This is a genomic window from Pseudogemmobacter humi (assembly GCF_900609055.1).
Classification (GTDB): Bacteria; Pseudomonadota; Alphaproteobacteria; order Rhodobacterales; family Rhodobacteraceae; genus Pseudogemmobacter; species Pseudogemmobacter humi.
Window position 1 is genome coordinate 15,730 of record NZ_UXAW01000043.1, and the last position, 12,588, is coordinate 28,317.

Consider the following 12,588-nt stretch of genomic DNA (forward strand, 5'->3'; position numbering starts at 1 on the left):
AGGCGCTCGCCTCCCGCGCGCATCCACCCTCGGTCAGGGGGTCAGCCCCCTTTGACGACTTGGGTGTATTCCAGTTCCACGGGCGTCGCGCGCCCGAAGATCGAAACCGAAACCTTGAGCCGGCTGGTCGATTCGTCCACTTCCTCGACCATGCCGTCGAAGCCCTCGAACGGGCCGTCGGTGACCTTCACCCGCTCGCCGATGTCGAAGCGGATCAGGTTGCGCGGCGCGACCTCGCCCTTTTCGGCGGTGCGGTTGAGCATGGCGTTCACTTCGGCGTCGCGCATCGGCATCGGCTTGCCCTGGGGCCCGAGGAAGCCGGTGACGCGGTTGATCGAAGAGATCAGGTGATAGCCGCGCGAGGTCATCTCCATATGCACCAGCACATAGCCCGGCATGAAGCGCCGCTCGGAGGTGACCTTCTTGCCGCGGCGGACCTCGATCACCTCTTCGGTGGGGACCAGAACCTCGTCGATCTCTTCCTGAAGGCCGGCTTCTTCCACGGCCGTTCTGATCTGCTCGGCAACCTTCTTCTCGAAATTCGAGAGGACGCTCACCGAATACCAGCGTTTTGCCATGGCCTCGCTTCCACTTTCTTACGCCGGGCGCCCTTGCCCCGCCTGTTGCACTTCCGGCAGCCCCGGGGCCGCCCCGAAAGTCCGGCACAGCCGGGCTTTCCCGAACAAAAAACAGCGCGCATCCCGAATCGATGCGCGCCGGTTGTCCTGTCTGCCCGGGGGATTAGCGGCTTGCCCCCCGGCGATCAAGTCAAAACCTGGCGCGCGCCATCGCCCGCCGCCGGCCGGATCAGGCGCCGATCACCAGCCCGAGCCCCCAGCGGATCGCCAGATCCACCAGCGAGAAGAAGGTCGCCGTCAGCGCGGCCAGGATGAACACCATGATGGTGGTCAGCACCACTTCGCGGCGTTTGGGCCAGTGGATCTTGGCGACCTCGCCGCGGACCTGCTGGAGAAACTGAAGGGGGTTGGTGGTCCCGGCCATGGCTGCCTGTCCGTCTGAGATCCGTCACTGTCTGACCGCCAGCAGATACGGCGGATGGCCGGGGATTTCAAGCGGAAGGGAAAAGCAGCCCCGGCACACACACAAACATGGACAGACTTCCCGTGCCAACAGGCACCTTCCCGGCCACATCAGCTCACATCCATGCCGTCTTGCTCTGAAGATTACGCATCTGTTCCCAGACGCCTCAGGAGAATGCCGGATGAACAGATGATGATGGAGAGGGGATCATCGGCGCCCCCCGCATCGGTCACCGCGATCAGCCGCACCCAGCCTGAGCCAGAGCGCGCAGGGGATCAGCGGCGTCACTTCGCGCCCCGACCGGCCAGCGATACCCCGGGCCGGATGTCATGACGAACAGCCATAAGTTATAAGCTGGACTTCAGGATGAGATCTGCTCATTCTGCCCCGAAAACCCGACACACGGGGATCACCGAGGGAGCCTGAATTTATGAAATACGCCTTTGTCCTGGCCTTTATGATGGTTTCTGCGGAGATGGCTTACGCAAGGCCCTCTGACATGGGTGAAGATTGTAACGCCGCCTATGATGAATATCTTGAAGCCCCCGCGCCTAAAGCCTTTGCCAAAGCGAAGAATGACGCTTGTGGATATCAATACAGTTCAAGCCTGGCCGATGCGAAAAAACGGGCCGTCGCTTACTGCGTGGCTCATGGCGGACAGGAATGCCGTGTCGTGGAAAGCAAGAAGAAGTAAGGACACCGCGCGCCCGAAGTCATTGCTCGGGCGCGCCGCCTGTCACCTCCCTGCGATCTTCAGATACCGCCCTGCCAGCCGGATCAGCGCATCGTCCGGGGGCCCAAGCGCGTGCAGCCATCCGGCTGGCGCGGATTGGTCAGACGATCCTCGCAGGCCTCGTGGCTGGCCGGCTTCATCCGGCGCGTGACCGCGTTATAGGCCCAGCCTTCATGTGCTTTTCCTCGATCCGCGCCCCGGTCCAGCGCCAGATCCGCAGCGAGATCATCGGCAGAACGACGGTCAGCACCACGCTGATCGCCGCCATCAGCAGTTCGGCCACCGCCTGCGATGTGACCGGGGACGCGCTGCACCACGACCACCGTGCGACCGGCGCCGCTGAGGGAAATCCTTGATGTCACCCCGAAGGCGGCAGTCACCATCCTGACCACGATCACCAGCACCGCCTCGACCAGCATGGGGTTCAGCGCGTCGTGGCGAAAGGCGGTCGCCGCACCGAAAGTCACCGGGCTGGCCTTCCACGACCTGCACGGCACCGCGGTGACCCGCCTGGCGGTCGCAGGATGCCCGGAGGCAGAGATCGCCACGATCACCGGGCACAGCCTGAAAGAGGTGGGGGCAATCCCCCACGCGCACCATCTGAGCCGCGATTCGCGGATCGCTGACAGCGCTGTTCAGAAGCTGGAGAAGCACGGGAAGAGAACGAAGGCTCCCGACTGACCTCTCAACTGGTCTGATCTGGTCGGAAGAGTTGAACCGCAAGTCTTTGGTTCGATTGGCAGGGGCAGCAGGGCTCGAACCCGCGACCTACGGTTTTGGAGACCGTCGCTCTACCAGCTGAGCTATACCCCTGTGGTGCGGGCTCATTAGATTTATTCCTTCTGCCCGTCAACGTGTATCGTCTGCCGTGCCGGGTTCTTTTTCGCCCCGTATCGGCGAACAGGTGTCACGCAGACCGGACATGCCCGCCGCTGGCGGCCGGCCCGGGACACGGCCCGGCCCGGTCGCATTCTGTTCTCAGGCGTTCACATCGACCACGGCGCGGCCCTTCACCCCGCCTTTCAGGATGTCCTTGCCGGTCTGCACCGCCTGCTCCAGCCCGATTTCGGAGATCATGCTTGCCAGCAGATCGCGCGGCATCGCCTCGGCGATCCGGCCCCAGGCCTTTTCGCGCGCCGGGATCGGCTTCATCACGGAATCGATGCCCAGAAGGTTCACCCCGCGCAGAAGGAACGGCACCACCGTGGCGGGCAGCGAGGCCCCCCCGGCCAGCCCCACCGCCGCGACCGAGGCACCGTATTTCATCTGCCCCAGCACCCGCGCCAGCATCGCGCCGCCGACCGCATCGACGCAGCCCGCCCAGCGTTCGCTCTCCAGCGGGCGCTTGACGGTCTCGGCGATCTCCGCCCGGTCGATCAGCACATCGGCGCCAAGGCGGCGCAGGTAATCCTCGTTCTCGGGCCGCCCCGTCACCGCGGCCACCGTGTAGCCCATGGCCTTCAGCAGCGCGACCGCGACCGAGCCGACCCCGCCCGAGGCGCCGGTGACCAGCACCTCGCCCTGGTCCGGCTTCAGCCCGTGGTCTTCCAGCGCCTGGATCGCCAGCATCGCGGTCAGCCCGGCGGTGCCGACCGCCATCGCCTCGCGCGGGCTCAGGCCCCGGGGCAGCGCCACCAGCAGATCGCCGTCGATCCGGGTGCGGGTGGCATAGCCGCCCCAGCGGGCCTCGCCCACGCGCCAGCCGGTCAGCACCACCTCATCACCCGGCCTGAACCGCGGATTGTCCGAGGCCGAAACCCGGCCCGCGAAGTCGATCCCCGGCACATGCGGGTAGTTGCGCACGAGGCCGCCCTGCCCGGTCAGGCAGAGCCCGTCTTTGTAATTCACGGTGGAATAAGCGATCTCGACCGTGACATCGCCGGGCGGAAGCTGGCTGTCGTCGAGCGTCTCGACCGCCTGCGAGATGGTGTCGCCGTCCTTGCGCACGACCAGCGCCTTGAAACTCATATCGTCCTCCGGGTTCTTTTGTCAGCGGGTCTCAGATTCAGCCGGGGCGAAGCGGGCCTCGCGCCAGGCGATGGCGGCTTTCACGCCATCGGTGTTCAGGATGCGCTTGAAGGCGCGGGATTCCTCGGTCTCGGTGGTCTCGATCTCGACATCGAGATCCAGCGCCTGACGCAAAGCGGTCTCGAACCCCATCGCGCCGTAGCTGCGGTTGATCGCCTGTTTGGTCAGTTTCACCGCGGTCGCATCCAGCAGCGCCGCGCGTTTCGCCATGGCCAAAGCCTCGTCCTCCAAAGCCTCACGCGCGACCACGCCGTTCACCAGACCAAGCGCCTCGGCCCGGTGCGCGGGGATGCGGTCGTTGCCGAACAGGAGCATCTCCTTGACGATCTTCGGCCCCGCGAGCCAGGGCAGCAAGAGCGCGACGATGCCCGAGCCGAATTTCGGCTCCGGCTCGCCGAACATCGCATCCCCGGCGGCCAGAGTCACGTCGCAGGCCATCGCCAGTTCGAACCCGCCGCCCAGCACATAGCCCTGCACCGCCGAGAGCGTGGGCTTCGGGCTGTTCCAGAACCGCATGATCACGTCGAAATCGGCCTCCAGCATGGCGCGCATCGCGGCCGGGTCCGGCTCTTCCTCCATCGTGCCCAGATCGAAGCCGGCGGAAAAGGACTTTCCCGTCCCCGTAAGCAGGATCGCGCGAACGCCCTCATCCGCCTCGGCCTGGTCCATCGCCCGGTGCAGCCCCTCGACCATCTCGGCGGTGATCGAGTTCAGCTTGGCCGGGCGGTTGAGCGTGATCTGCGCCACCGGGCCGGTGCGGCGGTAGAGAATGGTGTCATCCATGGGCTGCGTTCCCTTTCGCGGGCAGGATCAGGCTGTCGACGGCCACCACGCCGCCCGCGCCGACCATGACCGGGTTGATGTCGAGTTCGGCGATATGCGCGCCCAGATCCGCCGCCAGATCGCCGAGCCGCACGAAAGTGTCGATCAGCGCCGCGCGGTCGCAAGGCGGCGCACCGCGCAAGCCCTCCAGCACCTTCGCCATCTTCAGCGCACCGATCGCGCGGGCGGCATCGTCGCGGGAGACCGGCGCCATCACAAGCTGGCTGTCCTTCAGCACCTCGATCCAGATGCCGCCAAAGGCCACCATGACGAAACTGCCGAATTGCGGATCGCGCACCAGACCGAAGGCCAGTTCAGCCTGGCCCTTCGCCATGGCGCTGATCAGAACGCGCGGCCCGAGCCGGGCGGCCAGATCGTCGTAAGCCGCCGCCACCGCGGCCTCATCCCCGAGGTTCAGCCTCACCCCGCCCACATCGCTTTTATGCAGGATGCCGGGCGCGGCGGTTTTCATCACCAGCGGAAAGCCGATGTCGCGCGCCGCCGCCAGCGCCGCCTCGCGGCTTTCCGCGATGCGGTGATCGGGCACAGGAATGCCGTAATCGGACAGAAGCGCATAGCCCTCGTCCTCGGTCAGCGCGTCGTCGCGCCCGGCCAGCACCGCGCGCCAATGCGCGGCACGGGGGTTCTCTGCGCTGCGAGGCGAAGGCGCGGGCCGGGCGAGGAAATCGCGATACTCCATCGCGTGGCGCACCGCCCGCAGCGCGGGCGCGGTGTCGTCCAGCACCGCGACGCCCGCGCGGGACAGCCGCATCGCATGGTCGCGGTGGCTCCAGGCGCTGTAATTCGTCATCATGACGACCGGCTTGTCGGTGGCCCGCGCCACCGCCTCGCAGACCCCGGCATAGCCCGCGTGCAGGTCCAGCTCATCGTTCAGATCGGCCACGAACATGCCGATCCCGGTGTCGGGATCGTTCATCAGCGCGGTCAGGCAGGTCTCGAACCCGGCCTCGTAATCGCGGCCGGTGCCCCAGGCATCGACCGGATTGACCGGGCTCAGCCCCGGGTCCAGCGCCGCCGCCAGCGCCTGCACCGTCTGCGGCCCGATCTGCGCGAAGGGGACGCCATGGTCCTGGGCGCAATCGACCAGCAACTCCCGCTCGCCCCCGGAATCGAGGATCGCCGCCAGCCCGCCGGCCGCCACCCGGCGCGGCCCGCACATCAGGATCGCGGTCGCCGCCAGCTCGTTCAGGTCGCGCACCGAAATCACGCCGTAGCGGCGGAACAGCGACTCGTAGACCTCGGCATTTCCGGCAATCGCCCCGGTATGGCTGAGCGCGAACCCGGCCCCGGCCTCGGTGCGGCCCAGTTTCAGCACGATCACCGGAATCTCGCGCGCCCGCGCCTTTTCCAGCGCGGCGACAAACAGCTCCGGGTCGCGGATCGCCTCAAGCACCAGAGCCACCGCCCGGGTCGAGGGCTGATCCAGCGCGTAATCCATGAAATCGGCGGCGGTGGTTACCAATTCCTGCCCGGTCGAGACCGCCAGGTTGAACCGCAGCCGCGGGTCGTTGAACAACAAAGCCTGCAAGAGCGAGCCCGATTGCCCGATCAGCGTCAGCCCGCCCGGCTCTCCGGGCTCGGGGTGGAAGGCCGAGAACGCCCGCAAGCCATGGTCATTGTTGTAAAACCCCATGCAATTCGCGCCGCAGACCGGGATCCCGGCCTCGCGCGCCAAGGCCGCCACCCGTTCGCGCAGCAGGCTGCCCTCTTCGCCCTCCAGCTCGGCGCTGGCGAAGATCACCAGCGCCCGCGCGCCGGCGGCGATCGCCCCGGCCACCACCTGCTCCAGCACCCGGTTCGGCACCGACAGGATCGCCAGATCCACCGGCCCGGGCAGCGCGCCGAGGCCCGGATAGCAGCGCAGCCCGTAAAGCGTCTCGTTCGACGGGTTCACCGGGTAGATCGCACCGTCGTAGCCCGAGGCGATCAGATTGCGCATCAGATCGTTGCCGATGCTGTTGCGCTTGCGCGAAGCGCCCACCAGCGCCACCGAGCGCGGCGCCAGCAGAGGGCGCAGCCTGTGTTCGCCCGCGCTTTTGGGACCATTCTGCACGCGCATCATTCGCCTCCCCGCAAAATCGTGCTACTCGCGGTATTTAACAGATTTCGCCTGCATTCCGACATATCGGAAAGGCGAATGCAATCATGCGTCGGGGTTATGATGCGATCCGTCCTGCCACCTCTCAGCGATCTTCTGGCTTTCGACGCCGCGGCCCGCCATGGCTCGTTCACCCGCGCCGCGCGCGATATGAACGTGACCCAGCCCGCGATCAGCCGACGGGTCGCGGCGCTGGAGGCCGATCTGGGCGTGACGCTCTTCGGACGCGAGACCAGGCCGTTGCGGCTGACCCCCGCCGGTCAGACCCTGTTCGACGTTCTGCGCTCGGGCCTCAGCCGGCTGGAAACCACCGTGAGCGAGATCCGCCGGATGCAGACCGGAGACCGGCTGACCATCGCCGCCGCGCCGGGCTTCCTGACCTATTGGCTGCTCCCGCGGCTGCCGGAACTGACCGCCGCCTTCCCCGATCACGAGTTGCGGCTGATGACCGGCGATCAGAGCCATGACCTGCCCGAGGCCGATATCCATGTCCGCTTCGGCGACGGCGCCTGGCCGGAAAGGGAAGCGGTCAGGATCCTGAGCGAAGAGGTCTTCGCGGTATGCAGCCCGCTTCTGCTGCCCGACCTCGGCCCGCCCGGGTCCGGGCGGCTGAAACGGGCGCGGCTGTTGCAGCTTTCAGACCGGCTGGACCGGCGCTACGACTGGCAGAACTGGTTCCGCACAGTGGGGGCCGAGCCGCCCGCGCGGCCGAACACCATCATTTTCGACGATTACAGCCTGCTGGTCAGCGCCGCGCTGGCGGGCCAGGGGGTGGCGCTTTGCTGGTCGGGGCTGCTGGATCAGCATCTGCGCACCGGGGCGCTGGTGCGGGTGTCAGACGAGGTGGTCACTTCGGAACGCGGCTATTTCGCCACCTTTCCGGCAGGAACCGCACACGAGAGCCTGGTGGCGAAAGTGGTCGCCTGGCTCGCCGCGCAAACCGGGGGCTGACGGGCCGGAAGATCCGGCCCGCCGCGCGCGTCATTCCGCCTTGCGGATCAGCGCCACGTGATCGGCGGTGGCGTCCTCGGGACCGGCGGATTTGTTCACCGCGAAGACATTGCCCTGGCCGTCGGTCGCGACATGGTTGGCGTAGCTGCCGCCGTTCAGCACCGCGACGACTTCGCCCTCGGGCGAGACAACGGTGATCGTGCCCGCGCCGCGATTGGCGACATAGGCCAGCTTGCCGACCGGCTCGAACACCACGCCGAGCGCGCCCGCACCCACCGTCACGTCATGCTTCACCTCGCCGCTGGCCGGATCGACGATCAGCAGATTGTCGCTGTCCTGCGAGGCGACATAGACCGTGCCGGTCGCCGGATCGACATCGACCCCGCTCGCATTCTTCGCCCCCGCGAGCGGCAGCACCCGGGCGACCTCGTTGGTCGCAAGGTCGATCACCGCCAGTTCGTTCGACAGCCGGCTGACCGCATAGAGCTGCCCGCCTTCGGCATCGAGCGCGATGCTCATCACCGAGAACTCGCCGCCGCGCAGTCCCGAGTCGATCTCGATCACCGCGATTTTCTCCAGCGTTTCGGTGTCGAACACATGCACGCCATTGGTGGCCGAGGCCGAGGCATAGGCGCGGCCGCGCTTGCCGTCCACCTTCACGTCGCGGGCGTGGTAGACGGTGCCCGCGGGGAACTGTTTCACCAGCGACAGGTCGTCCTGGGAATAGACGGCCACCGAATTGTCGAAGGTGTTGGTGGTCCAGATCGTGCCTTTCTCGTCATCGACGGCAAGGCCGAACACGCCCACCGGCTGCGGGCCGCGATCCTCGGCACCCTCGGCGGGCGCTTCGCGCTGATCCTCGGGCAGAGGCGGCGGGGTGACCTCGGCGATCACCTCCAGCGTCTGCGGGTTCAGCTTCAGAAGCGCCGAGGACGGCGGGCGGAAATCCGAAGCGGCGACGAACAGGGCCCCCGATTTCGCGCTGTAAGCCGACTGATAAAGGCCCGGCGCCGATTTCACCCGGGTGACGCTGAAGCCCTCTTCACCCGCGAGCGGCACGTCTTTCGAGACTTTCACGTCGAACACCGTGGCCGAGGAAGGCGAGTCCATGATGGCGATCACCGGATGCAACCCGGTCGCGGCATCTTCGGGCAGGGTGAAGGTGAAGCTGACGGCGCCCTTGTCGTCGGCGGTCAGCGCCTCGGGGGTCAGCACGGTCGCTCCGCGTTGCAGGGTCAGGCTCTGGCCCGGTTGCAGGCCCGAGCCCTGGATGGTGACGCTGCTGCCCGGCAGCACGGGCTTGCCGGCGTCGGCGGGCGAGGCGCGGAAGCGGCCGGTGAATTCCACCGGCGCCGGAAAGGCGGATTCGGCCAGAACCGCTCCGGGCAACGCCAGCGCGGCCAGGGCCAGCCCCAGAACGGAATTGCGGTAACGGATTGACGGGGAAAGAAATCCCATTGCGCGCTCCTCATGCGGATTTACCGAAAGATCCGGCAGAGACCTGGCGGAGGCGGCTGAGGGCCGCGACGGCGGGGAACCGGCTGTTCCCCGCGAGAGACAGCGAGCCGCCCGCCCTTGTCAACCCGGAAAACGGCACCGGCGCCGAAGACCGCCGGCGCCCCGCGCCGGAGGGATGAGGCAATTCGATCACAGCGCCAGCAGCATGTCACATTTCGTCGCAGGCCGGGGCCGATAAATCTTGACAAAAATAAACAGATTAATCACGAGAAGCCCATCCCACCCGCAATACGCCGCAATTCCCGGCGCCGCGGGCCGGAAATCACAGCCGCCAGCCGTCTCAACGCCAGCGTTTCCCCCATATTCCGATCGAAGCGAGGCGGTAATGACCGGACGCAATTCTTTGCGCGCTGCTCTGTTGGGCAGTTGCGCGCTCATGTTCCCCGTGCAGGTTCTGGCGCAGGCCCAAAACGAGGACGGCCAGTATCTCGGCACCATCATCATCGAAAGCAAGCGCGACGTCAAAACCGACACCGCCACCGCGGTGACCGAGATCGACCAGGAAGAGATCGACGACCGCCAGGCCTCGACCATCGCGGAACTGATCTCTTCGGTGCCGGGCGTCACCCTGATCAACGGCAATTCGCCGGTCGGCGGCGGGATCCAGATCCGCGGCTTCGGCGCGACCGGCCTCTATGGCACCAACCAGAAGGTGATGATCACCATCGATGGCGCCAGCCAGGGCTCGGAAGAGCTTTACCGCATCGGCACCCAGCTTTTCACCGATGCCGAGCTGTTCAAGAGCGTCTCGGTGATCCGCGGCACGGTGGGCAGTTTCGAATACGGCTCGGGTATCGTCGGCGGCCTCGTGCAGCTTGAAACCAAGGACGCCTCGGATTTCACCGGCGGCGAAATCGGCTACAGGCTGCGCCAGGGCCTGACCTTCGGCACCAACGGCGACGGGATCACCTCCTCGACCATCCTCGCCTGGCAGCCCTCGCAGGATCTGGAGTTCATGGCGAACTACACCTGGCGCCGCCAGGGCGAGCAGACCGACGGCGACGGGAACAACCTGGGCTCGCCCGGCTTCAAGACGCCCTCTTTCTCGCTGAAGGGAAAATACACCTTCGGCGCGGCGCGCGATCAGTTCCTCAGCCTGTCCTACACCGACAGCCAGATGGCCGAACGCGACGTGCCCTATGATGCGGTGAACGGCAACGTCGCCACCTCGACCACCGACCGGGTGGACCGTGACATCCACTACAAGACCACTGTTCTGACCTATGGCTGGAATCCCGGACACAGCGATCTGATCGACCTGCGGGTGATCCTGTCCTACGCCGATTCGGCGATCGACAACACCTCGACCACGGGCAGCACGACGGGGCTCTACAACGCCAAGCACGAATACGAGACCACCAAGCTGACGGTGAAGAACACCGCCCGTTTCGACACCGGCAGCCTTTCGCACGAAGTGCGCGCCGGGGTGGAGTTGATTCAGAAGGACCGCAAGGAAGCCGCATCGGCCCCGGGCGGACGCGACAAACGCGTGGCCTTCTTCCTGATCGATGAGATGGATTTCGGCAATGGATTCAGCGTGACCCCGGCGTTGCGCTATGAAAGCCAGAACATCGCCAACACGGGGCCCAACCCGCTCTGGAACGGCGAATACGACAATGACGCGGTGATGGGCGGCGTCTCGCTGCGCTACGAATTCGCCAGCGGTGTCTCGGTCTTTGCCAGCGGCGCCTATACGGAATCGCTGCCGATCCTCGACGATTTCGACCGTCAGGCCTATACGACCGGCGGCAGGACCTACAACTACATGACGATGTCCGAAAAGGCCCGCACCTGGGAAATCGGCGCGGCCTGGCGCGGCTCGGACCTGTTGTCCGCGGGCGATGCGGTCAGCCTGAAGGCCAACCTCTATCAGACCAGCGCATGGGCCCTGACCTCGGAATCGGGCGTCGGCTCGGTGGATCTGCGCGGCGTCGAACTGGAAGGCGCCTACAGCACCGATGCCGGATACTACGCCGAGATCAGCGCCAATATCGTCGATAACGACTCGCGTTCGATGACCACCCAAAACTGGCTGGGCTATTACGCGCAGAGCACGACCGACACCCTGCGCCTTGCGGTCGGGAAACGCTGGGATGACGAGCTTGACCTGAGCTGGGAAATGTTCGCCGCAAAAGCCTACAGCGACACCTCGACCACCTGCACCGGCTTTGCCACCTGCCCGAGCCCGGGCTACGGCGTCCACAACCTGCGCGCCACCTACCGGCCGCAGTCGGGCGTGCTGGAGGGCACCGAGATCCGCTTCGGCATCGACAACGTCTTCGACCGCGACTACCGCGCCCGCCTCGCCACCCGCGACGCGCCGGGCCGCAACGTCAAGCTCTCGATCGTCAAGAGCTTCTGATCCGACAAACGGCGGGCCGCCCCCTCGTGGTGCGGCCCGCCCTTGCCTTTCTCGCGGCGGGATCGCTCCCGCCGCTTCATCGCAACCAGAGGAGCCGACCATGGCCAAACTGATCTCGCTCACCCTCGGCCTCGGCCTGATCGCCGGCGCCGCCCTCGCGCAGGAGAGCACCACCGCCCCCGCCGAGAACGGCACTGCCGAACAGCCGGGCATCGCCGGCGGCCACAGCCAGGCCGCCTATATCGCCGGCTACGACCAGGACGGCGACGGCAAGGTCTCGCTCGACGAACTGATCGAAGTGCGCACCGCCCGCTTCAGGGGCGCCGACACGGACGGCAGCGGCGAGCTGAACGAGGCCGAATATGTCGCCGAATTCGAAGGCCGCCTGCGCCAGCAATACGCCGACCAGGGCCGCGACACCTCGGAAGAGCGCTTCGCGAACAGCCTGAAACAGGCCGGCGTGCGCTTCGCCGTGCTCGACCGCGACCGCAACAATTCGCTCTCGCTGGAAGAAGATCTCGAATCCGCGCGCAAGACCTTCGCCCGCAACGACACCGACGGCGACGGTTTCGTCACGGCCGCCGATCCCAAACCCGTGCGCGAGAACGACGACCAGAACGCCGCGCAGGACGGTGAGAAGAAGGAAGAGAAGGCAGACTGAGCCTTCCCGGCGGGGGCGTCCCGCGCCCCCGCGCTGCCCGATCAGGACCGATTCCATGACCGCGAAACTGACCCTTGCCCTTGCCGCGCAGATCGCGCTTTTCGCCGCTCCCACCGCGGCCGGAAGCCTTGAATTCGAGGTGACGCTGCCCGAGATCGACACCAGCCCCTATTACCGGCCCTATCTGGCGGCCTGGATCGAGGATCCCGCCAGCAAGGAGATCCGCGGCACCGTCGCGGTCTGGTATGACACCCGGCTGCGCGACAATCTGGGGCGCGGCTTCCTGCGCGATCTGCGCAGCTGGTGGCGGGCCGAGGGCGAGGCGCTGACCCTGCCCGCCGACGGGATCAGCG

Annotated in this window: 14 protein-coding genes and 1 tRNA gene; 7 read left to right on the top strand and 8 right to left on the bottom strand. The window is 66.5% G+C overall.

Annotated elements, in window-relative coordinates; all coding sequences use genetic code 11:
• Positions 1-41: 41 nt before the first annotated feature.
• Both nusG and secE read right to left on the bottom strand, forming a co-directional pair.
• A complete protein-coding gene (gene nusG, locus XINFAN_RS04100) occupies positions 42-578 on the bottom strand; it encodes a transcription termination/antitermination protein NusG (RefSeq protein WP_124085219.1) in 537 nt (178 codons plus the stop codon).
• Positions 579-807: 229 nt separating this feature from the next.
• Positions 808-1,002 (bottom strand): preprotein translocase subunit SecE, encoded by a 195-nt coding sequence (gene secE, locus XINFAN_RS04105; protein WP_124085220.1) that lies wholly within the window; start codon positions 1,000-1,002, stop codon positions 808-810.
• Between the two features lie 469 nt (positions 1,003-1,471).
• Here secE and XINFAN_RS04110 point away from each other — a divergent pair, with 469 nt between their 5' ends.
• The 3 genes from XINFAN_RS04110 (at position 1,472) to XINFAN_RS04120 (ending at position 2,455) form a co-directional block, all read left to right on the top strand.
• Positions 1,472-1,735: a hypothetical protein gene (locus XINFAN_RS04110; protein ID WP_124085221.1), complete on the top strand. Its 264-nt coding sequence runs from the start codon at positions 1,472-1,474 to the stop codon at positions 1,733-1,735.
• Positions 1,736-1,947: 212 nt separating this feature from the next.
• Positions 1,948-2,130 (top strand): hypothetical protein, encoded by a 183-nt coding sequence (locus tag XINFAN_RS04115; RefSeq protein ID WP_124085222.1) that lies wholly within the window; start codon positions 1,948-1,950, stop codon positions 2,128-2,130.
• Positions 2,099-2,455, top strand: a complete 357-nt coding sequence (locus XINFAN_RS04120) for a site-specific integrase (protein ID WP_124085223.1) — start codon at positions 2,099-2,101, stop codon at positions 2,453-2,455. The genes XINFAN_RS04115 and XINFAN_RS04120 overlap by 32 nt, the downstream gene beginning before the upstream one ends.
• Before the next feature lie 56 nt (positions 2,456-2,511).
• Here XINFAN_RS04120 and XINFAN_RS04125 read toward each other — a convergent pair.
• The 4 genes from XINFAN_RS04125 to XINFAN_RS04140 all read right to left on the bottom strand — a co-directional run bounded on the left by XINFAN_RS04125 (position 2,512) and on the right by XINFAN_RS04140 (position 6,704).
• Positions 2,512-2,587: transfer RNA gene (locus XINFAN_RS04125), tRNA-Trp, on the bottom strand.
• A 165-nt stretch (positions 2,588-2,752) separates the two neighbouring features.
• Complete coding sequence (locus XINFAN_RS04130) at positions 2,753-3,742, bottom strand: MDR family oxidoreductase (protein WP_124085224.1); 990 nt, start codon at positions 3,740-3,742, stop codon at positions 2,753-2,755.
• 21 nt (positions 3,743-3,763) lie between these two features.
• A complete protein-coding gene (locus tag XINFAN_RS04135; protein ID WP_124085225.1) occupies positions 3,764-4,585 on the bottom strand; it encodes an enoyl-CoA hydratase/isomerase family protein in 822 nt (273 codons plus the stop codon).
• On the bottom strand, positions 4,578-6,704 hold the full coding sequence (locus XINFAN_RS04140) for an acetate--CoA ligase family protein (protein WP_160144529.1): 2,127 nt from the start codon (positions 6,702-6,704) through the stop codon (positions 4,578-4,580). The genes XINFAN_RS04135 and XINFAN_RS04140 overlap by 8 nt, the downstream gene beginning before the upstream one ends.
• 99 nt (positions 6,705-6,803) lie before the next feature.
• Here XINFAN_RS04140 and XINFAN_RS04145 point away from each other — a divergent pair, with 99 nt between their 5' ends.
• On the top strand, positions 6,804-7,694 hold the full coding sequence (locus tag XINFAN_RS04145; RefSeq protein ID WP_160144530.1) for a LysR substrate-binding domain-containing protein: 891 nt from the start codon (positions 6,804-6,806) through the stop codon (positions 7,692-7,694).
• 30 nt (positions 7,695-7,724) lie between these two features.
• Here XINFAN_RS04145 and XINFAN_RS04150 read toward each other — a convergent pair whose 3' ends face one another.
• Both XINFAN_RS04150 and XINFAN_RS04155 read right to left on the bottom strand, forming a co-directional pair.
• Positions 7,725-9,152 (bottom strand): YncE family protein, encoded by a 1,428-nt coding sequence (locus XINFAN_RS04150; protein ID WP_124085228.1) that lies wholly within the window; start codon positions 9,150-9,152, stop codon positions 7,725-7,727.
• 189 nt (positions 9,153-9,341) lie between these two features.
• Positions 9,342-9,590 (bottom strand): hypothetical protein, encoded by a 249-nt coding sequence (locus XINFAN_RS04155; protein WP_124085229.1) that lies wholly within the window; start codon positions 9,588-9,590, stop codon positions 9,342-9,344.
• Between XINFAN_RS04155 and XINFAN_RS04160 the strand changes: the two genes are divergently transcribed.
• The 3 genes from XINFAN_RS04160 to XINFAN_RS04170 form a co-directional block, all read left to right on the top strand.
• The gene (locus XINFAN_RS04160) at positions 9,589-11,574 is read left to right on the top strand and encodes a TonB-dependent receptor domain-containing protein (RefSeq protein WP_124085230.1); all 1,986 of its coding nucleotides are present in this window, start codon (positions 9,589-9,591) and stop codon (positions 11,572-11,574) included. The genes XINFAN_RS04155 and XINFAN_RS04160 overlap by 2 nt on opposite strands.
• Before the next feature lie 100 nt (positions 11,575-11,674).
• On the top strand, positions 11,675-12,235 hold the full coding sequence (locus tag XINFAN_RS04165; RefSeq protein ID WP_124085231.1) for an EF-hand domain-containing protein: 561 nt from the start codon (positions 11,675-11,677) through the stop codon (positions 12,233-12,235).
• Positions 12,236-12,290: 55 nt separating this feature from the next.
• Positions 12,291-12,588: DUF2271 domain-containing protein (locus tag XINFAN_RS04170; RefSeq protein WP_124085232.1), on the top strand; the 298-nt coding region annotated here is incomplete at its 3' end.